This is a genomic window from Pseudomonas trivialis, assembly GCF_001439805.1.
In the GTDB taxonomy this organism is placed as follows: Bacteria; Pseudomonadota; Gammaproteobacteria; order Pseudomonadales; family Pseudomonadaceae; genus Aquipseudomonas; species Aquipseudomonas trivialis.
Genome location: NZ_JYLK01000004.1, coordinates 31,555 through 50,976, shown reverse-complemented (window position 1 = coordinate 50,976; position 19,422 = coordinate 31,555). Strand labels below are relative to the sequence as shown.

The 19,422-nt window shown below is 62.0% G+C and carries 17 protein-coding genes; 13 read left to right on the top strand and 4 right to left on the bottom strand.

Translation table 11 applies throughout. The features are described 5' to 3' along the window. Positions 1-3 precede the first annotated feature (3 nt). Complete coding sequence (locus TU79_RS07460; protein WP_057007398.1) at positions 4-1,818, bottom strand: sigma-54-dependent Fis family transcriptional regulator; 1,815 nt, start codon at positions 1,816-1,818, stop codon at positions 4-6. A 289-nt stretch (positions 1,819-2,107) separates the two neighbouring features. Here TU79_RS07460 and TU79_RS07455 point away from each other — a divergent pair, with 289 nt between their 5' ends. The 9 genes from TU79_RS07455 to TU79_RS07415 all read left to right on the top strand — a co-directional run bounded on the left by TU79_RS07455 (position 2,108) and on the right by TU79_RS07415 (position 11,937). Then, positions 2,108-3,202 (top strand): ABC transporter ATP-binding protein, encoded by a 1,095-nt coding sequence (locus TU79_RS07455; RefSeq protein ID WP_057007397.1) that lies wholly within the window; start codon positions 2,108-2,110, stop codon positions 3,200-3,202. Beyond that, positions 3,202-4,299 carry an ABC transporter ATP-binding protein gene (locus TU79_RS07450; RefSeq protein WP_057007396.1) on the top strand — a complete coding sequence of 366 codons (1,098 nt, stop codon included), beginning with the start codon at positions 3,202-3,204 and terminating at the stop codon, positions 4,297-4,299. The genes TU79_RS07455 and TU79_RS07450 overlap by 1 nt, the downstream gene beginning before the upstream one ends. Next, complete coding sequence (locus TU79_RS07445; protein WP_017735078.1) at positions 4,296-5,162, top strand: carbohydrate ABC transporter permease; 867 nt, start codon at positions 4,296-4,298, stop codon at positions 5,160-5,162. The genes TU79_RS07450 and TU79_RS07445 overlap by 4 nt, the downstream gene beginning before the upstream one ends. 10 nt (positions 5,163-5,172) lie before the next feature. Next, positions 5,173-5,973 (top strand): carbohydrate ABC transporter permease, encoded by an 801-nt coding sequence (locus TU79_RS07440; RefSeq protein WP_003174634.1) that lies wholly within the window; start codon positions 5,173-5,175, stop codon positions 5,971-5,973. A 10-nt stretch (positions 5,974-5,983) separates the two neighbouring features. Then, positions 5,984-6,256, top strand: a complete 273-nt coding sequence (locus TU79_RS07435; protein ID WP_003232363.1) for a DUF2160 domain-containing protein — start codon at positions 5,984-5,986, stop codon at positions 6,254-6,256. Positions 6,257-6,288: 32 nt separating this feature from the next. Beyond that, positions 6,289-8,031, top strand: a complete 1,743-nt coding sequence (locus TU79_RS07430; protein WP_057007395.1) for an ABC transporter substrate-binding protein — start codon at positions 6,289-6,291, stop codon at positions 8,029-8,031. A gap of 277 nt (positions 8,032-8,308) precedes the next feature. Beyond that, entirely contained in the window at positions 8,309-9,688 is a 1,380-nt protein-coding gene (locus TU79_RS07425; RefSeq protein WP_057007394.1) for an iron-containing redox enzyme family protein, read from the top strand. A 12-nt stretch (positions 9,689-9,700) separates the two neighbouring features. Beyond that, the gene (locus tag TU79_RS07420; protein WP_057007393.1) at positions 9,701-10,645 is read left to right on the top strand and encodes a methyltransferase; all 945 of its coding nucleotides are present in this window, start codon (positions 9,701-9,703) and stop codon (positions 10,643-10,645) included. Between the two features lie 44 nt (positions 10,646-10,689). After that, a complete protein-coding gene (locus tag TU79_RS07415) occupies positions 10,690-11,937 on the top strand; it encodes a zinc-dependent alcohol dehydrogenase (protein ID WP_057007392.1) in 1,248 nt (415 codons plus the stop codon). 50 nt (positions 11,938-11,987) lie between these two features. On the opposite strand, the gene TU79_RS07410 is transcribed toward TU79_RS07415, so the two are convergent. After that, positions 11,988-12,416, bottom strand: a complete 429-nt coding sequence (locus tag TU79_RS07410) for a hypothetical protein (protein WP_057007391.1) — start codon at positions 12,414-12,416, stop codon at positions 11,988-11,990. Between the two features lie 166 nt (positions 12,417-12,582). On the opposite strand from TU79_RS07410, the gene TU79_RS07405 reads away from it, so the two are divergent. Then, positions 12,583-13,584, top strand: coding sequence for an ABC transporter substrate-binding protein (locus TU79_RS07405; protein WP_057007390.1), 1,002 nt, complete (start codon positions 12,583-12,585; stop codon positions 13,582-13,584). Positions 13,585-14,332: 748 nt separating this feature from the next. On the opposite strand, the gene TU79_RS07400 is transcribed toward TU79_RS07405, so the two are convergent. After that, positions 14,333-15,121 (bottom strand): AraC family transcriptional regulator, encoded by a 789-nt coding sequence (locus tag TU79_RS07400; protein ID WP_057007389.1) that lies wholly within the window; start codon positions 15,119-15,121, stop codon positions 14,333-14,335. 85 nt (positions 15,122-15,206) lie between these two features. On the opposite strand from TU79_RS07400, the gene TU79_RS07395 reads away from it, so the two are divergent. Both TU79_RS07395 and TU79_RS07390 read left to right on the top strand, forming a co-directional pair. Then, positions 15,207-16,205 carry a bile acid:sodium symporter family protein gene (locus tag TU79_RS07395; RefSeq protein WP_057007388.1) on the top strand — a complete coding sequence of 333 codons (999 nt, stop codon included), beginning with the start codon at positions 15,207-15,209 and terminating at the stop codon, positions 16,203-16,205. Between the two features lie 135 nt (positions 16,206-16,340). Further along, a complete protein-coding gene (locus TU79_RS07390; RefSeq protein WP_057007387.1) occupies positions 16,341-17,516 on the top strand; it encodes a sugar transporter in 1,176 nt (391 codons plus the stop codon). A gap of 45 nt (positions 17,517-17,561) precedes the next feature. Here the strand turns inward: TU79_RS07390 and TU79_RS07385 are convergent, their stop codons facing one another. Continuing rightward, complete coding sequence (locus TU79_RS07385) at positions 17,562-18,284, bottom strand: pirin family protein (protein ID WP_057007386.1); 723 nt, start codon at positions 18,282-18,284, stop codon at positions 17,562-17,564. A gap of 178 nt (positions 18,285-18,462) precedes the next feature. On the opposite strand from TU79_RS07385, the gene TU79_RS07380 reads away from it, so the two are divergent. Next, positions 18,463-19,413: a GlxA family transcriptional regulator gene (locus tag TU79_RS07380; RefSeq protein WP_057007636.1), complete on the top strand. Its 951-nt coding sequence runs from the start codon at positions 18,463-18,465 to the stop codon at positions 19,411-19,413. Positions 19,414-19,422 lie beyond the last annotated feature (9 nt).

The window sequence follows — 19,422 nt, the reverse complement described above, 5'->3', positions numbered from 1 at the left end:
TCATCACCCGTTACGGCGCAGGCGTTTGTAGAGGGTGTTGCGGCTCACCCCCAGCTCCCGCGCCAGGTGGGAAATATTGCCGCCGGCGGCCTTCAGGCGCTGGTTCAGGTCCGCGTCGTCGCCCATGCGCTCGGTAAAGGGCTGCGGCGCCTCCCTGTGCAAATCCACAAAAAAATCATCCGGCAGGTGCTCGGGGCGAATCGGTTGTTCCTCGGCCATGGCCAACGCCACCTGCAACACGCTGCTCACCTGACGCAGGTTGCCCGGCCACGGGTGGCGCTCGAACAGCGCCAGCACCTCGGCGCTCAGCCCGGCCGATTGGCCCGGCTCGCGATGCTGCTGCCACAGTTGCTGGAACAACGCGCGCTTGTCGGTACGTTCGCGCAGCGCCGGCAGCTCCAGGGTCAGGCCGCCGATGCGGTAGTACAAATCCTCACGAAAACGTCCAGCCTGTACCCGCTCGCGCAGTGCACGGTTGGTCGCCGAGATAATGCGCAGGTCCACCGGAAACAGCTCGCTGCTGCCCACCGGCTGCACGCAGCGCTCCTGCAACACACGCAGCAGGCGGGCCTGGGTCGGCAGCGGCATGTCGCCGATTTCGTCGAGAAACAACGTGCCTTTGTCGGCCTTGCGAATCAGGCCGATGCTGCCTTTCTGGCTGGCGCCGGTGAACGCACCTTTCTCATAGCCAAACAGCTCCGACTCCACCAGCTCAGCGGGAATCGCCGCACAGTTCACCGCGATAAACGCCTGCCGGCTGCGGGAACTGGCCTGGTGCAGGGCCTTGACGAACACTTCCTTGCCCACCCCGGTCTCGCCGTGAATCAGCAGCGGGATGTCCTTCTCCAGCAGGCGCTCGGCCTGGCGTACGGCCTTTTCCACGCGTACATCGCCAAAATGCAGGGTATTGAGGCCAATTGGAGCGGGCTTTGGCGCGGCCGGCTGGGTGAACACACGGGCTTGCACCGGTATCTGTTTGGGGCGCTTCAGTAAACACTGGAAGCGGTTGCGTCCTGCGGCCTGTATCGAAAACGGCAGGCCTTCGGGCTGATTGAGCAACTCCAGCAGCGACACCTTGAACAGGCTGTCGATCATCACCCGCGACAGGCTGATGCCCAGCAGGTTATCGGCGCGGCGGTTGGCCGAGAGCACCTGGCCGCTTTCATCGAAGATCAGCAGGCCGGCCCATTGGCTGTCGAGGTTGCTCAGGCCGGTGTTGAAGGTCAGCTGAAAGTGCTCGCCGCGAAACAGGTTGAGGATCAGTCGGTTTTCCACGGTCTGGCTCATCATCTTGACCATGCCCAGGGTGTGGGAGGGCGGCAGGTAGCTGTCGCTCGACACGTCCAGCACCGCGATGATCTCGCGCTGGGCGTCGAAGATCGGCGCCGCGGAGCCGGTCATGAAGCGGTTGGCCTTGAGAAAGTGTTCATCGTGTTCGATGTGCACCGCCTGGGCACAGGCCAGCGCGGTGCCGATGGCGTTGGTGCCGCTGGAACGCTCCATCCAGCTGGCGCCGGCGCTGAAGCCGCGAGCCAGTGTGGGTTCGATGAAGCGCTGGGTGCCCCACGACGTCAGCACCTGGCCCTGATTGTCGGCCAGCATGATCAGGCAGTTGGAATTGCTGAGGATGTTCTCGTAGTAGGGCAGCACTTCCTGATGGGTGGTCTGCACCAGGGAATGCTGGCTTTCCAGCAATTGGCTGATGCCCTCGGCGGGCAGTTGATCAAAGCTGGGCGTGCTCTGGTGGTCCAGGCCAAAGGCGCGGCAACGGCGCCAGGATTCCTGGATGAGGGTGTCGTGGGACAAGGGTTCGGCCATGGGGCGACCTGCTGTTTTTATTGTTATTGGGCTTGCACGAGCTAATGGCGTAATCAGGCCAATGTGGGAGGGGGCTTGCTCCCTCCCACCTTTGAGCTTCATTGCCCATAAAGTGTTGTTCAGCACTGTTCATTGTCAACCCCCGAACTGTTCAGTTGTTCAGCCCGATTGTTCATGCCTGAACGCCGCGTTTCCCCCATTTCCTTACGGATCAATCACCTGCCGTTATTGGCACGAAACTCGCTCTGTCGACTGGCCAGATTCATTCCAATAATAAAAAGGTCGTGTCATGTCATTGAGCCTGGAACATGTCTCCCGCGTTGTCGACGGCCAAACCTGGATCGACGACGCCACCCTGCGTTTCGAAGCCGGTTCCTTCAACGTACTGCTCGGCCGCACCCTGTCCGGCAAGACCAGCCTGATGCGCCTGATGGCCGGGTTGGACAAGCCCGACAGCGGCCGCATCCTGATGCACGGCGTGGAGGTCACGAACACGCCGGTACGCCTGCGCAACGTGTCAATGGTGTACCAGCAGTTCATCAACTACCCGACCATGACCGTGTTCGAAAATATCGCCTCGCCGTTGCGCCAGGCCGGTGTGTCCAATGAGGTAATCCAGGCCAAGGTGCTGGAGACCGCGAGGATGCTGCGCATCGAAAAATTCCTCCAGCGCCACCCGCTGGAGCTGTCCGGGGGCCAGCAGCAGCGCACCGCCATGGCCCGGGCGCTGGTGAAAGACGCCGAACTGATTCTGTTCGACGAGCCACTGGTGAACCTGGACTACAAGCTGCGCGAAGAGCTGCGTCAGGAAATGCGCGAGCTGTTCGCGGCGCGCCACACCATCGCGATTTATGCCACCACCGAACCCAACGAGGCCCTGGCCCTGGGCGGCACCACCACCATCCTGCACGAAGGCCGGGTGATCCAGAGCGGCAAGGCCGCCGAGGTCTATCACCAGCCGCACAGCGTACTTGCCGCCGAACTGTTCTCCGAACCGCCGATCAACCTGATGCCGGGACGTATCAGCGGCAATGAAGTGAGCTTCGCCAACTTCGTGCATTTCCCGCTCAACGTCGACCTGCGCCCCATTGGCGAAGGCGAATTTCGCTTCGGCGTGCGCCCCAGCCATATCAGCCTGGTGCCGAGCAACGACGACGACCTGGAGCTGGCGGTCACCGTGGAAGTCGCCGAGATCAGCGGCTCGGAAACCTTCCTGCATGTGCGCAGCGAACACTTCCTGCTGGTGCTGCATTTGCCGGGGGTGCACGAATACGACGTCGACGCGCCGATCCGCGTGTATATCCCCACCCATAAACTGTTTGTGTTCGATACCGAGGGTCGCCTGGTCCAGGCGCCCGGGCGCCGTGTCGCGAGGGTTGCCTGATGGCCGAGATCCATTTGCAGAACCTGGCGCACAGCTACAGCGCAGCGCCGGCCGGTCCCGAGGACTACGCGATTCGCGCCATGAACCACGTCTGGGAGCAGGGCGGCGCCTACGCCTTGCTCGGGCCATCGGGCTGCGGCAAGTCGACCCTGCTCAATATCATCTCCGGTTTGCTCAGCCCGTCCGAAGGCCAGGTGCTGTTCGACGGCAAGGTGGTCAACGACCTCACCCCGGAGAAACGCAACATCGCCCAGGTGTTCCAGTTCCCGGTGGTGTACGACACCATGACGGTGTTCGATAACCTGGCCTTTCCCCTGCGCAACCAGGGCATGGCCGAGGCGAACATTCACAGCAAGGTGGCGGAAATTGCCGAAGTCCTTGACCTGCAAAACCTGCTGAGCAAGAAGGCACGCAACCTCACCGCCGACGAAAAACAGAAAGTGTCCATGGGCCGTGGCCTGGTGCGCGACGACGTGTCGGCGATCCTGTTCGACGAGCCGCTGACGGTGATCGACCCGCACCTGAAGTGGAAACTGCGGCGCAAGCTCAAGCAGATTCATGAGCAGTTCAACATCACCATGGTTTACGTCACCCATGACCAACTGGAGGCCTCGACGTTTGCCGACAAGATCGCGGTGATGTACGGCGGGCAGATCGTGCAGTTTGGTACGCCACGGGACTTGTTCGAGCGGCCCAGCCACACCTTTGTCGGCTATTTCATCGGCAGCCCCGGCATGAACCTCATCGAGGTGCAGGCCGAACCAGGCGGCGTGCGCTTTGCCGGTACGCACCTGCCATTGTCCGAGGCACTGCAACAGCGCCTCGCCACTGCGGACTATAAAAAGCTGCAGGTGGGCATTCGTCCGGAATTCATCCACGTATGGGACGAGTACAACCCTGACGCCCTGCAGGCCGATGTCACACATCTGGAAGACCTGGGCACCTACAAGATCATCACCCTCAAGCTGGACGGCGCGGTGCTCAAGGTACGCCTGGCCGAAGACAAACCGGTGCCCGAGGGTACGGTGTCGATCAGTTTTCCCGCGCAGTGGCTGATGCTGTACGCCGACGATTACCTGCTGGAGGTGCTGCCATGAACAAGGTGCAGAACAACAAGGCCTGGTGGCTGGTGTTGCCGGTGTTCCTGCTGGTGGCGTTCAGCGCGGTGATCCCGATGATGACCGTGGTCAATTACTCGGTGCAGGATATTTTCGACCAGTCCAGCCGCTACTTCGTCGGTGCCGACTGGTACAAGCAGGTGCTGCTCGACCCGCGCCTGCACGACTCGCTGCTGCGCCAGTTCATCTACTCGGCCTGCGTGCTGCTGATCGAAATCCCGCTGGGCATCGCCATCGCCCTGACCATGCCGACCAAGGGGCGCTGGTCGTCGCTGGTGCTGATCATCCTGGCGATTCCCTTGCTGATCCCGTGGAACGTGGTGGGCACCATCTGGCAGATCTTCGGCCGCGCCGATATCGGCCTGCTCGGCTACAGCCTCAACGCCCTGGGCATCAGCTACAACTATGCGGCGAATACCGCGGACGCCTGGGTCACCGTGCTGGTGATGGACGTGTGGCACTGGACCTCGCTGGTGGCGCTGCTGTGCTACTCCGGCCTGCGCGCGATTCCGGATGTGTATTACCAGGCGGCGCGGATCGATCGTGCGTCGGCGTGGGCGGTGTTCCGGCACATCCAACTGCCCAAGATGAAAAGCGTGCTGCTGATCGCGGTGATGCTGCGCTTCATGGACAGCTTCATGATCTACACCGAGCCCTTCGTGTTGACGGGCGGCGGGCCGGGTAACGCCACCACCTTCCTCAGTCAGACCCTGACCCAGATGGCCGTCGGCCAATTCGACCTGGGCCCGGCGGCGGCGTTTTCCCTGGTGTACTTCCTGATCATCCTGTTGGTGTCCTGGCTGTTCTACACCGCCATGACCCACTCCGACGCCAACCGCTGAGGCCGCCAACATGAGCAAACGCAAGGTCATACCGCTGCTGATCTACATCCTGTTCCTGCTGGTGCCGATCTACTGGCTGCTGAACATGTCCTTCAAGAGCAACACCGAAATCCTCGGCGGGCTGACGTTGTTTCCGCAGGATTTCACCCTGGCCAACTACAAGGTGATCTTCACCGACCCGAGCTGGTACACCGGTTACCTCAACTCGCTGTACTACGTGAGCCTGAACACGGTGATCTCCCTCAGCGTGGCGCTGCCGGCGGCGTACGCGTTTTCACGCTACCGGTTCCTTGGCGACAAGCACCTGTTCTTCTGGCTGCTGACCAACCGCATGGCGCCACCGGCGGTGTTTCTGCTGCCGTTTTTCCAGTTGTATTCCTCCATTGGCCTGTTCGATACGCATATCGCCGTGGCCCTGGCGCACTGCCTGTTCAACGTGCCGCTGGCGGTGTGGATCCTGGAGGGCTTCATGTCCGGGGTGCCCAAGGAAATCGACGAAACCGCCTACATCGACGGCTACTCGTTCCCCAAGTTCTTCGTGAAGATCTTTATCCCGCTGATCGGCTCCGGCATCGGCGTCACGGCGTTTTTCTGCTTCATGTTTTCCTGGGTCGAACTGCTGCTGGCGCGCACGCTCACCTCGGTCAATGCCAAGCCGATTGCGGCGGTGATGACGCGCACGGTGTCGGCGTCGGGCATCGACTGGGGCGTGCTGGCGGCGGCGGGGGTGTTGACCATCCTGCCTGGCATGCTGGTGATCTGGTTTGTTCGCAACCACGTGGCCAAGGGCTTTGCCCTGGGCCGGGTCTGAGGAGTCGATGATGGAATGGATGGCCTGGACCACCCCTACTGCACTGTTCTTTGGCGGCATCGCGCTGATTCTGGCGGGCATGACCACCTGGGAACTGCGCTCGCCGAGCATCCCCCGGCGCGGGTTTCTGCCGATCAGCACCACCCGTGGTGATCGTTTGTTTATCGGTCTTCTCGGCAGCGCCTACCTGCATTTGCTGGTGATCGGCGTTACCGACTGGAGCATCTGGGTGGCGTCCGCGCTCTCCCTGGTATGGCTGTTGAGTGTGATGCGTTGGGGCTAGTGCCCTTGTGAAAAAACAACCAGGAGGTCTCTATGTTGAATAACAACAATAAGCTGCGACATAGCATTTCATTGGCTGCCGTACTGGCCCTCAGCGGTTTGAGCGCGTCGGCCTGGGCCGATGCGTACGAAGATGCCGCGAAAAAATGGATCGGCAGCGAGTTCAAACCCTCCACCCTCACGGCCGAACAGCAGTTGGAGGAATTGAAGTGGTTTATCAAGGCCGCCGAACCGTTCCGTGGGATGAAGATCAACGTGGTGTCGGAAACCCTCACCACCCACGAGTATGAATCCAAGGTACTGGCCAAGGCCTTCAGCGAAATCACCGGCATCAAGCTGACCCACGACCTGCTGCAGGAAGGCGACGTGGTGGAAAAACTGCAAACCCAGATGCAGTCCGACAAGAACATCTATGACGGCTGGGTCAACGATTCCGACTTGATCGGTACGCACTTTCGCTATGGCAAGACCGAATCGATCACCGACCTGATGGCCAACGAAGGCAAGGATTTCACCTCGCCGACGCTGGACCTCAAGGACTTCATCGGCCTGTCCTTCACCACCGCACCGGACGGCAAGATTTACCAGTTGCCCGACCAGCAGTTCGCCAACCTCTACTGGTTCCGCGCCGACTGGTTCGAGCGGCCTGAGCTGAAAGCCAAGTTCAAGGAAAAATACGGCTACGACCTCGGCGTGCCGGTGAACTGGTCGGCCTATGAAGACATTGCCAAGTTCTTCAGCGAAGACGTCAAGGAAATCGACGGCAAGCGCGTCTACGGGCACATGGACTACGGCAAGAAAGACCCGTCCCTGGGCTGGCGCTTCACCGATGCCTGGTTCTCCATGGCCGGCGGCGGCGACAAGGGACTGCCCAACGGCCTCCCGGTGGACGAGTGGGGCATTCGCGTGGAGGACTGCCACCCGGTGGGCTCCAGCGTCACCCGTGGCGGCGACACCAATGGCCCGGCCGCCGTCTTCGCCACGCAGAAATACGTGGACTGGATGAAAGCCTATGCGCCACCGGAAGCGGCGGGCATGACCTTCTCCGAATCCGGTCCGGTGCCGTCCCAGGGCAATATCGCCCAGCAGATCTTCTGGTACACCGCGTTTACCGCCGACATGGTCAAGCCGGGCCTGCCGGTGGTGAATGCCGACGGCACACCGAAATGGCGCATGGCGCCGTCGCCGGTCGGACCGTACTGGGAAAAGGGCATGAAGAAGGGCTATCAGGACGTGGGCTCCTGGACCTTCCTCAAATCCACCCCGGAGAAACAGAAACTTGCGGCCTGGCTGTACGCGCAGTTCGTGACCTCGAAAACCATGTCGCTGAAGAAAACCATCGTCGGCCTGACGCCGATTCGTGAGTCCGACATCAACTCCCAGGCCATGACCGACATGGCGCCGAAACTGGGTGGGCTGGTGGAGTTCTACCGCAGCCCGGCGCGCACCGAGTGGTCGCCGACCGGCACCAACGTGCCCGACTACCCACGCTTGGCGCAGTTGTGGTGGAGCAACATCGCCGCCGCTGCCAGCGGCGAGAAAACCCCGCAACAGGCGCTGGACAACCTGGCCAGGGAGCAGGATGCGATCATGACGCGTCTGGAGCGCTCCAAGGTGCAACCGGTGTGCGGCCCGAAAATGAACCCTGAGCGCGACGCGCAATACTGGTTCGACCAACCGGGCGCCCCGAAGCCGAAACTGGCCAACGAAAAACCCAAAGGCGAAACCGTGAACTACAACGACCTGCTCAAGCAGTGGGAGGCGGCGCGCAAATAAAGATGCCGAACCGGCAAGCAGACCTGTTGTAAAGCAGACCTGTTGTAAAGCAGGTCTGTTGTAAAGCAGGTCTGTTGTGGCGAGCAGGCTTGCCACAGGTATCTGGGTGCCCCTTGCTATTGCGCCCATCGACCGCTGATCCCCAGCGTCCCAACCCCGATTGAATTTTCCGCACCGCCCGACGCTCTGCACTGTAGAGGCGCCTGCTAACGCGCGCCCGTTTGGGGTCTTCACGGTTGAAGGCCAGATTGCATCGGACTTTGCGGGAACTGCCATCATGACCCTGTTAACGGCGCTGTCGGGCCAGCCGGCCTCTGTACATCACTCAAACCACGGCCACTATCAGCGGGTTTACCAACAGCTCTACAACGAGGCGCCCAATGCCCGCGAGCTGGCCCATGAATTTTTGCAAAACCAGCTGGCGCAGGTGCAACACGCCGCCAGCGAATTGCCCGATACCCCTGAGCAACTGCCCGCCTGGGTCGAGCAACGCTGCACCGCCGTGGCCGGGCAATACGCCGAGTACCTTGAACAGCGCCAGCAGGGCCGGCCACGTCGTTACTTTCAGAACAAGGCCCACGCGCTCTACGTACTGCAGCGCGTGGCGCCGACCAAATACGTGGACGGCGCCTGGCTCTACGGGCTGCTGCGCTACTGGCAGGATCAGCGCTTCGACGGCCTGCTCACCACCTACCTGGAAGAATTGGGCGACGGCGAAGCCGCGCAGAACCATGTGGTGATCTACCGCAAGTTGCTCAGCGACCACGATGCCGACAGCGAGGCCGGGGTCGAGGACGAGCATTACCTGCAAGGTGCCCTGCAATTGGCCCTGGGCCTGAGTGCCGAGCAGTTTCTACCGGAAATCATCGGCTATAACCTCGGCTACGAGCAGTTGCCTCTGCACTTGTTGATCACCTCCTATGAGCTGAGCGAACTGGGCATCGACCCGTATTACTTCACCCTGCACGTCACCATCGACAACGCCGGCAGCGGCCATGCCTGCAAGGCGGCGCAGTCGGTGTTGAGCCTGTTGCCGCTGGGCGAGGGCAGGGACGAATTCTATCGACGCGTGGCTCAGGGCTATCGCCTCAACGACCTCGGCGCGGGCACCACCGCCGTGATCGAAGGCTTCAACCTGCAGGATGAGGTGGTGGCCATGCTGGAGCGCAAGCGCAGCTTCGGCCAGCACATGCATTCGGATTACTGCCGCTTCGAGGGCAAGACCGTTAATCAGTGGCTGGCCAAGCCGGGTCAGATCGGCGACTTCCTCACCGCATTGGAGGACAAAGGCTGGATCAAGCGCAATCAGGACCCGTCTGAAAGCCGCTTCTGGCAACTGATCGAAGGCGCTGGCGCGGCGATGTTCGGGGCTTTCAGCGGCTATGAAAAACAAGTGCTGCACGATTGGATTGCCGGCAGTTGGGTCAGCCCGCAACGGGTGCCACCGGTGCGGCCGGGGCGCGGCAGCCCCGTGTCCCGCGAGCAGCACCGTCCGGCTGACCCGGACACCCAGGCCCTGGTGGAATCGCTGTGGCAACTGCCCGACGAGCAGCAGATCAACACCCTGATCCCATGGATGACCGCGCGGCGCCATTGCCTGCCGGTGGGCCTGTATGCCACTCGCCGTTTTATCCAGTTACGCGCGCGCCTGCGCTGAGGAAGCCTGCTTATGTCTGCACAACAACTGGCCGATCGCGCCTTGCTCAACCTGGGGCGGGGCCTGAAGGAAAGCGGCTATCGCTTCATTACACCGACGCCTCTGACCCACGAGCGTGTGTTCAAACGCCTGGCCACGCCGCTGGCGATGAACCTGCGCGATGTGTTCGGCTGGTCGATGCCGTTCGACAGCGACCTGATGCCGGACGCCTTTCGCGACGAGTTGTGCCAGGCCGGTGTGATCGAAAAACACGACGCAATGTGGCGCAGCACGGTGCGCTGGTCGAGCTTGGGTGAGCTGCTGTTTGCCCATTCGCCGTACCCCACCACCCAGGCTGACGCGGTGTTTTTTGGCCCCGACAGCTATCGCTTCGCCCAAGTGATCGACGCTCATCTGCAACAGCGCTTCGAACCGTTGCGGCGGGCGGTGGACATTGGCTGTGGCGCCGGTGTCGGTGCGTTGGTGGTCGCCCAGGCACGGCATGACGCCGAGGTGCTGGCAGTGGATATCAATCCCCAGGCCCTGCGCATGACGGCGGTGAATGCCGAGTTGGCCGGGCTGAATAATGTCAGCGTGTACCAGAGCGACATCCTGGCAAGCGTGGAGGGCACCTTCGACCTGATCGTCGCCAACCCGCCCTATATGAACGACGACGGCCAGCGCGCCTATCGCCACGGCGGCGGTGCGCTGGGCGAACAGTTGTCGCTGCGCATCCTTGAGCAGGCGCTGCAACGCCTGTCCCTGGGCGGCAGCCTGGTGCTCTACACCGGCGTGGCGATGGTGGCCGGCACCGACCCGTTCCTGGAGGCCGCGCGGCCATTGCTGGGCAACGATGCGTTCGGCTGGACCTACCGCGAACTGGACCCCGACGTGTTCGGCGAAGAACTCGATAAACCGGGCTATGAACGCGTGGAGCGGATCGCCGTGGTCACCCTCACCGTGACCCGTTTGCGGTGACGGGCTGTTAATTCAGAGGCAGTCAACTCAAAGGAGAGCAACCCATGCGAGCCATGACCTATCAAGGCGCCCATAAGGTGCAGGTGGACACCGTCCCCGATCCCATCATTGAACAACCCGACGACATCATCCTGCGGGTCACGGCCACCGCGATCTGCGGTTCGGACCTTCACCTGTACCGAGGCAAGATCCCCACGGTGGAACACGGCGATATTTTCGGCCATGAGTTCATGGGCATCGTCGAAGAAACCGGCCCGGCAGTGACGGCAGTGCAACGCGGCGACCGGGTGGTGATCCCCTTCGTGATTGCCTGTGGTGATTGCTTCTTCTGCCAGTTGCAGCAATTTGCCGCCTGCGAAACCACCAATGATGGCCGTGGAGCGATCCTCAATAAAAAGGCGATTCCACCGGGCGCCGCGTTGTTCGGCTACAGCCGCCTGTATGGCGGTGTGCCGGGCGGGCAGGCCGAACTGGTGCGGGTGCCCAAGGCCAACACCGGACCGTTCAAGGTGCCCGGCACCCTGTCGGACGAGAAGGTGCTGTTTCTCTCGGACATCCTGCCCACCGCCTGGCAGGCCGTGACCAATGCGGGCATCGGCAAGGGCTCCAGCGTGGCGATCTACGGCGCGGGCCCGGTGGGCCTGCTCAGTGCGGCGTGCGCGCAGATGCTGGGCGCCGAGCAGATCTTCATGGTCGATGACCACCCATACCGACTGGCCTACGCGCAGAAAATGTACGGCGTGATCCCGATCAACTTCGAGGAGGACGACGATCCTGCCGACACCATCATCCGTCAGACCGCCGGCATGCGCGGCGTCGACGGCGTGGTGGACGCGGTGGGGTTCGAGGCCAAGGGCAGTACCACCGAAACCATCCTCACCACGCTCAAGATCGAAGGCAGCAGCGGCAAGGCGTTGCGCGAATGCATCGCGGCCGTGCGCCGTGGTGGCGTGGTCAGCGTGGCGGGGGTGTATGCCGGGTTTATCCATGGCTTCATGTTTGGCGATGCGTTCGACAAGGGCCTCACGTTCAAGATGGGCCAGACCCATGTGCAGCGCTTTTTGCCTGAGCTGCTTGAACACATTGAGCTGGGGCACCTGAATCCCGAGGCGATCGTTACCCACCGACTGTCGCTGGAGCAGGCCGCGCGCGGGTACGAGTTGTTTGACAAGGGCGAAGAGGATTGCCGCAAGGTGATCCTGATGCCGGGGATCGATGATCGGCCGCTGGTGGAGCCGCTGGAAGAAGAGTTGACGCCGGAGTTTCGTGTGCAGGGCGTGCCGGGTTTTTAGTCTGAATGGGGGAGGGGGATTGCGCCCTCCCTCATTTTTAGAGGCTGGCTTCAGGCCGCTTGAGGCTGGAGGTGCAGCTCGCCTTCCACATCCTTGACCAACCCGCTGGCCAGGAACAGCGGTGCCACGCGCTTGTGCAGTTGCGGTTCGACAAACGCTTTTACCGTGTCCAGGGCCAGCACGCCGCTGAGCGGCAATTCGGCCTTGGTGTAGGACAACCATGCCTTCTTCAACGCCATCAGCACATCACTGCCCGCCGTCGAGGCGAAGCGGCGGTGGGTGGGTTTCGCGTCAAAAGTGAAGGTGTGCTGGAACCCGTAGCTGCTCTCGTCACCGCCACCGGCAATGCAGCGCACGCAGGTGCACGGGCCATCGCCGAACGCGCTGCGCAGGTAGGCGTTGAAGTCCACCACGTTCTTGAGTGACAGACGCTTATCCACCTCGAACAGGTCCCCAGTCATTTTTTCGTCAGTGTTCAACGTCGATTTCCTCGCAGGTCGGCGGCAGTATTTCAAAGCGCGGCACAATAACAGCCGAGCGTTGGTTTGGGGATTATTTGCATAACAATAGACCCCGATATTCTTTTCCAGTCTTAAAAATCGTGGTTAGGCTCAGTCATCTTTACGACGACGCGGCAGATCTTTCATGACTTTCAAGCGTTCTTCCCTGACCCTGCTGGCCGTCGCGAGCGCCTTGCTCAGCGTGGGCGCGCAAGCCGAAGGCAAAATCAGCATCGCCCAGCAATTTGGCATTGGCTACCTGATCCTCGACGTCGTGCGCGATCAGCACCTGATCGAAAAGCACGGCAAGGAACAGGGCCTGGATATCCAGGTGCAATGGAACAGCATTTCCGGCGCCACCGCCATGAACGAATCGCTGCTCGCTGGCGCGCTGGACGTGGTCTCGGCGGGTGTACCGCCGATGCTCACCCTGTGGGACCGTACCAAAGGCAAGCAGAACGTCAAAGCCATTGCTTCGCTGGGCTCAATGCCCAACTACCTGCTCACCAACAACCCCGACGTGAAGACACTCAAGGACTTTACCGAGAAAGACCGCATCGCCGTGCCCGCCGCCGGCGTGGGTTTCCAGTCGCGCACCCTGCAGATCGAGACGGCCCGGCAGTTCGGTGATGCCAACTACAAGAAGTTCGATGACATCTCCATCAGCCTGGCCCACCCCGACGCCACGGCGGCGCTGATTGCCGGGGGATCGGAGATCAATGCGCACTTCTCCAGCCCGCCGTTCCAGTATCAGGAGTTGTTGAATCCGAAGGTGCACAAGGTGCTCAGTTCGTACGACATTCTGGGCGGGCCGGCCACGTTCAACGTGCTCTATACCACGCAGAAATTTCACGATGAGAATCCCCGCACCTACAAGGCGTTTTATGCAGCGCTGGTTGAGGCCGAGCAGATTATCAAGGCGGACAAACCGGCGGCGGCCAAGGCTTATCTCCGTATAGAGCAGTCGAAGTTGCCGCTGGAACGGGTGGAGAAAATCGTGCAGGACCCGGAGATTGATTTCACCATCGTGCCGCAGCGGACCTATATCTATGCCGAGAAATTGCAGGCGTTGGGGGTGTTGAAGCACAAGGCGGGGAGTTGGAAGGATTACTTTTTTGAAGAGGCTTATGGGGGGGAGGGGGGTTGAAAATCCTGGGGTTGGGGGGGCATATCCGTTATTTAGGGGATGGCTGATATGGGTTCCGCCCTTACGGCGGGTCACTTTGGAAAAGCCCCAAAGTAACCAAAGGGCTCTTGCCCCAACACTCGGTGCCTCGCCTAGGCTCGGCATGCCCTCACTCCGGCTTTGGAGCGTGGGTAACCCGGCGTCCTGCCGGGTTACCCACGCTCCAAAGCCTGCGTTCGGCCAGCGTGTTTGACGGGGCGCTTCAGATCAACAGCAAAAGCGCGGCGGCCTTAGAGCCGACCGGAATTGTCTGCCGTACGCCGTAAAATGTGGGAGGGGGCTTGCTCCCGATGGCTGAGTGTCAGTCAGCTTATGTGTAGCTGACCCACTGCCATCGGGAGCAAGCCCCCTCCCACATTTGGATCTCCATTTGTCTGTTGGATATCACACTGCTTTTGATCTGCTTTACTTTGGCTTTGGCTTTTGATCTTGATCTCAAGCGCCCCGTCAACCACGCTGGCCGCACGCAGGCTTGAATCCGTGGGTAACCCGGCAGGACGCCGGGTTAGCCGCACTGGGCCATGGATGGCCCATTGCGGCGGCCCACGGATTCAAGTCTGTGTGCGGGCACACCGAGCCTAAGCGAGGTGCCGAGTGGTGGGGCAAGAGCCCTTTTGGTTACTTTTGGGGCTCTTTTCCAAAAGTGACCCGCCGTAAGGGCGGAACCAATACCCGCCGTTACCCAAATAACGGATATGTACCCAGTCAGCTAGCGAAAAAACTCCCCAGGCGTCCCCCCAAACTGCTGCCGAAACGCATTAATAAACGCCGACGTCGATTCATACCCACACCCCAACGCCACATCCGTCACCCGCTCACCCTGTTCCAGCGCGGGCAGTGCACTGAGCAGCCGCAAGCGCTGACGCCACGCGCGAAAGGTCAACCCGGTATCCCCCAAAAACAACCGGCTGAGCGTCTTCTCACTCACCGCCAGTTTGCGGCTCCACTCACCCAGGGTCGTCTGCTGTTCAGGACGCAAGCTCAGGCTGCGGTAGATCTGGCGCAAGCGCGGGTCGTGGGGCAGGGGCAGCATCAAGTCCACCTGCGGCGCTGCCGCCAACTGATCCAGCAGCACCTGGGCCAGTCGCCCCTGGGGTCCGTCCTCGTCGTACTCCACCGGTAACACACTGAAGCTGCGAATCAACTCACGCAACAAATGGCTCACCTCCAGCACATGGCAGCGCTCGACCGCCCAGGTGGTCACGCTGCAGTCCAGGTACAGGCTGCGCATCTCGGTGTGCGGCGCGCTGTAGACCCGGTGCGGGATGCCCGCCGGGATCCACACTGCGCGCTGCGGCGGGGCGACGAAGCGTCCTGCGCTGGTCTGAATCTCCAATACTCCGGAAATCGCGTATGACAATTGCACCCATGGGTGGCTGTGCCGGCGTGTCAGGGCGCGGTTGGGCAGGGATTCAGTGCGCCCATACACCGGACGCGGCAGGCTGGAAAGCCCGGGCACGCTGCGCCGAACGGTCTTGTCATGTCCTTTAGGCGGCATTTACTGGCTCATTGGCGTTAGTCGGTAACAGGCCGTTACGTTAGAGTCGCCACGGTGCGCTTGGCAACCCCTGGAAGATTTGCTTATGACCCGTCCACGTTTTCTCCCCGACAATTTCACCCTGACTCTGATCGCCACGGTGATCCTCGCCTCCCTGCTGCCGGTCAACGGCCAGGCGGCGGTAGCCTTTGGCTGGGTGACCAACCTGGCGATTGCGCTGCTGTTTTTCCTGCATGGCGCCAAGCTGTCGCGCACCGCCATCGTCGCCGGTGCCGGCCATTGGCGCCTGCACCTGCTGGTGTTCAGCCTGACCTTCGTGCTGTTTCCACTGCTGGGCCTGGCGCTCAAGCCAGTGTTGTCGCCGCTGATCGGTAAAGACCTGTACATGGGCATGCTCTACCTCTGCGCGCTGCCGGCCACGGTGCAGTCGGCGATTGCCTTCACCTCCCTGGCTCGCGGCAACATCCCGGCGGCGATCTGCAGCGCGGCGGCGTCCAGCCTGTTCGGCATCTTCCTCACGCCGCTGCTGGTGACGCTGCTGCTCAACGTGCACGGAGACGGCGGCTCCACGGTGGATGCGATCCTGAAAATCAGCGTGCAACTGTTGCTGCCGTTTATTGCCGGGCAGATTGCCCGCCGCTGGATCGGCGACTGGGTCGGGCGCAATAAATCCTGGCTCAAGTTTGTCGACCAGGGTTCGATCCTGCTGGTGGTGTATGGCGCGTTCAGCGAGGCGGTCAACGAAGGTATCTGGTATCAGATTCCGCTGTGGGAACTGGGCGGGCTGGTGCTGGCCTGCTGCGTACTGCTCGCCCTGGTGCTGGTGGCGTCGACGCTGTTGGGCAAGCTGTTGGGCTTCAATCAGGAGGACCGCATCACCATTTTGTTCTGCGGTTCGAAGAAAAGCCTCGCCACCGGCGTGCCGATGGCGCAGGTGCTGTTCGCCGGGGCGAGCATGGGCGTGCTGATCCTGCCGCTGATGCTGTTTCACCAGATCCAGCTGATGGTGTGCGCGGCCTTGGCGCAGCGCTATGCGAATCGTCCGGAGAGCGTTCCGGAGCTGATGGCGCAGGTGGATCCTTGATCCGGGTCTGAGGCCTGGCCCGACAACCGGGCAGGCTCGGCGCCGACAGCGCCGGCGAGAAACCTATAGAATGTTCGGCGGTCACGCAGGCGCTGCGTGACCGTTTTGACCCTCTTCAGAGTACCTCGCCGTTCCATGAGCCTTTCAGCTGCAACACCCCAGCGCAACTGGCAGCCGGTCATCGCCCTCGCGCTGGCCGCTTTTGTGTTCAATACCACCGAATTCGTGCCGGTCGGCCTGCTCAGCGCCATCGGTGCCAGCTTCGACATGCCGATTGCCAACGTCGGCCTGATGCTCACCATCTATGCCTGGATCGTTTCCTTGACCTCGTTGCCGGTGATGCTGCTGACGCGCAACATTGAGCGGCGCCAATTGCTGATCGTGTTGTTCGCCATGTTTATCGCCAGCCACATTCTTTCCAGCGTCGCCACCAGCTTTGGCCTGTTGATGGTCAGTCGCGTCGGCATTGCGTTGTCCCATGCCCTGTTCTGGTCGATCACCGCCTCGCTGGCGGTGCGCCTGGCGCCGGAGGGCAAGCAGGTGCAGGCCCTCGGCCTGCTCGCCACCGGTACATCACTGGCGATGGTATTGGGCATTCCGCTGGGCCGCCTGCTCGGCGAAGCCATGGGCTGGCGCACCACCTTCCTGGTGATCGGCGCCTTTGCCGCCGCGCTGGTGTTCTGGCTGGCGCGCACCTTGCCGTTGCTGCCGAGCCAGAACTCCGGTTCGCTGCGCAGCCTGCCGCTGCTGTTCAAGCGCCCGGCGCTGGTGGCGCTTTACGTGCTCACCGCGCTGACGGTGACGGCGCAATTCACCGCCTACAGCTACATCGAACCCTTCGTCGAAGGCGTGGCCGGCATGAGTGGCAGCGCGGTCACCCTGATCCTGCTGGTGTTCGGCGGCGCGGGCATCATCGGCTCGCTGCTGTTCAGCCTGGTGCATCGCTTCAATCCCCATCTGTTCGTGGTCGGCGCGGTGTTCATTCTTGCCGCGTGTCTGGCCCTGATGCTGCCGCTGAGCGGCGCCGAGTCCTACCTGGTGGTGCTGAGCATTTTCTGGGGCCTGGCGATCATGGGCTTCGGCCTGGCCATGCAATCCAAGGTGCTGGTGCTTGCCCCCGACGCCACTGACGTGGCCATGGCGATGTTCTCCGGTATCTACAACATCGGCATCGGCGGCGGCGCGCTGATGGGCAGCTGGGTCGGCAGCCACTTCGGCTTCGCCTGGATTGGCGCGGCGGGCGGCTTGCTGGCGGCCGTGGCATTGGTGGGGTACTGCCTGGCCATTCGGCGGTTCGGGCAAGGTATCTGACCTTCAGGCGACCGCCACAGAGGGGACGCCTGATGCCAGGGCGGGTCAGGGCATCTGCGGCAGTTCATGGGGGCGCAGGTCGAACACCAGCACTTCGGCGTCCTCGCCCTGGCTCAGATGGATCTGCCGCTCGTCACGCACCCGGGCGCCGTCGCCTTCGTGCAAGCGTTGGCCGTTGACCTCGACGCTGCCGCGTGCCACATGGATATACAGGTGACGGTTGGCCGCCACGTCCAGGGTCGCGGTTTCGTCGCCGTTGAACAGGCCGGCATACACCCGTGCATCCTGGCGTACGTGCAGCGAGCCGTCGGCGCCGTCCGGCGAGATGATCAACTGCAAACGCCCGCGTTTCTGCGCTTCGCTGAAGTGCTCCTGCTGGTAGCGCGGTTCGGCGCCGGACACGTTCGGCACGATCCAGATTTGCAGGAAGTGCACGCCCTGGCGCTGGCTGTGGTTGAACTCGCTGTGGGCCACGCCGCTGCCGGCGCTCATCAGTTGCACATCGCCGGGGCGGATCACCGAGCCGGTGCCCAGGGTGTCCTTGTGTTCCAGAGCACCTTCGAGCACGTAGGAGAAAATCTCCATGTCGCGGTGCGGGTGCTGGCCGAAGCCCTTGCCGGCGGCGACGCGGTCATCGTTGATCACCAGCAGGTCGGAAAAGCCCTGTTCGGCAGGGTTCCAGTAGCTGGCGAAGGAGAAAGTGTGGAACGACTTCAACCAACCGTGATTGGCGGCGCCGCGTTCGGAAGCGTTGCGAAGGGTCAGCATGGTGGTGTCCTCAAGTGAGCGCGGGCTGCAACAGGCAGGGCGCTGGCGTTGAGAGCAAGGTTAATGGTTACGCAGATATTCATTAAGAAGATGAAAGCTGAATAACTGTCTCTCAGAAGTTGACAGTAAAAGCCATGCCATAATGGCCGCCGCTTTCCTCGTGATGGATATTGATGTGATGAAAACCGTGGCCATGGTGCTGTTTCCGGACTTCCTGCTGCTCGACATGGCCGGCCCGCTCGAAGTGTTTTCGATTGCCAACCGCTACCTGCCGACGGCGGACCATTACCGGATCGTCACCCTCGGCATCGATGCGGGCCAGGTGATCGCCTCCAATGGTGTGAAGGTGCAGCCCGACGTGCTGCTGCACCAGGCCGACGCCGCCTATGACCTGTTGCTGGTGCCCGGCGGCCCCGGTGCCTACAACGAATGCCATCCCGCGCTGCTGCCCTGGCTCAAGGCTGCGGCACCACGGGCCGGGCGCTATGGCTCGATCTGCACCGGCGCCTTTGTGCTGGGGCACGCCGGGCTGCTCGACGGCCGTCGCGTTACCACCCACTGGCACTACACCGAGCGGCTGATCAAGGGCTTTCCCAAGGCCACTGTCGAGACCGACCACATTTACCTGCAGGACGGCCGCCTGATCACCTCGGGCGGGGTCACCGCCGGCATCGACCTGGCGCTGTCGGTGGTGGCCCAGGACCACGGCAAGCAGGTGGCGGTGGACGTGGCCAAGGTGCTGCTGGTGGTGATGAAACGCCAGGGCGGTCAGGCCCAGTTCAGCCCGATGACCGCTGCAGTGGCCCCCCACGAAACCGCGATTACCCGCGTGCAGAACCAGGTGCTGGCGCAGTTGGACCAGCCGTTCAGCATCGACTCGATGGCGGCGCTGGCCGGCATGAGCGCGCGGCATTTTGCGCGGCTGTTTGCCAGGGAAGTGCAGATGACACCCATGGCGTTCCTGCAGGGCGCGCGCATCGACCGCGCCCGGCACCTGCTGGAAACCACCGACCTGCCGCTCAAGACCGTGGCCTTCCACGCAGGGTTTGGCAGCGTGCGGCATATGCGCTTTCTGTTCAGCGAAAAACTCGGTCTGAACCCCACCCAGTACCGTCAGCAGTTCAGTTAAGGCGCGATT

What these genes read in the sequence shown, in the direction of transcription:
- TU79_RS07460 (WP_057007398.1), bottom strand. Translation starts at nt 1,818, where the DNA reads ATGGCCGAACCCTTGTCCCACGACACCCTCATCCAGGAATCCTGGCGC.
- TU79_RS07455 (WP_057007397.1), top strand. Translation starts at nt 2,108, where the DNA reads ATGTCATTGAGCCTGGAACATGTCTCCCGCGTTGTCGACGGCCAAACC.
- TU79_RS07450 (WP_057007396.1), top strand. Translation starts at nt 3,202, where the DNA reads ATGGCCGAGATCCATTTGCAGAACCTGGCGCACAGCTACAGCGCAGCG.
- TU79_RS07445 (WP_017735078.1), top strand. Translation starts at nt 4,296, where the DNA reads ATGAACAAGGTGCAGAACAACAAGGCCTGGTGGCTGGTGTTGCCGGTG.
- TU79_RS07440 (WP_003174634.1), top strand. Translation starts at nt 5,173, where the DNA reads ATGAGCAAACGCAAGGTCATACCGCTGCTGATCTACATCCTGTTCCTG.
- TU79_RS07435 (WP_003232363.1), top strand. Translation starts at nt 5,984, where the DNA reads ATGGAATGGATGGCCTGGACCACCCCTACTGCACTGTTCTTTGGCGGC.
- TU79_RS07430 (WP_057007395.1), top strand. Translation starts at nt 6,289, where the DNA reads ATGTTGAATAACAACAATAAGCTGCGACATAGCATTTCATTGGCTGCC.
- TU79_RS07425 (WP_057007394.1), top strand. Translation starts at nt 8,309, where the DNA reads ATGACCCTGTTAACGGCGCTGTCGGGCCAGCCGGCCTCTGTACATCAC.
- TU79_RS07420 (WP_057007393.1), top strand. Translation starts at nt 9,701, where the DNA reads ATGTCTGCACAACAACTGGCCGATCGCGCCTTGCTCAACCTGGGGCGG.
- TU79_RS07415 (WP_057007392.1), top strand. Translation starts at nt 10,690, where the DNA reads ATGCGAGCCATGACCTATCAAGGCGCCCATAAGGTGCAGGTGGACACC.
- TU79_RS07405 (WP_057007390.1), top strand. Translation starts at nt 12,583, where the DNA reads ATGACTTTCAAGCGTTCTTCCCTGACCCTGCTGGCCGTCGCGAGCGCC.
- TU79_RS07400 (WP_057007389.1), bottom strand. Translation starts at nt 15,121, where the DNA reads ATGCCGCCTAAAGGACATGACAAGACCGTTCGGCGCAGCGTGCCCGGG.
- TU79_RS07395 (WP_057007388.1), top strand. Translation starts at nt 15,207, where the DNA reads ATGACCCGTCCACGTTTTCTCCCCGACAATTTCACCCTGACTCTGATC.
- TU79_RS07390 (WP_057007387.1), top strand. Translation starts at nt 16,341, where the DNA reads ATGAGCCTTTCAGCTGCAACACCCCAGCGCAACTGGCAGCCGGTCATC.
- TU79_RS07385 (WP_057007386.1), bottom strand. Translation starts at nt 18,284, where the DNA reads ATGCTGACCCTTCGCAACGCTTCCGAACGCGGCGCCGCCAATCACGGT.
- TU79_RS07380 (WP_057007636.1), top strand. Translation starts at nt 18,463, where the DNA reads ATGAAAACCGTGGCCATGGTGCTGTTTCCGGACTTCCTGCTGCTCGAC.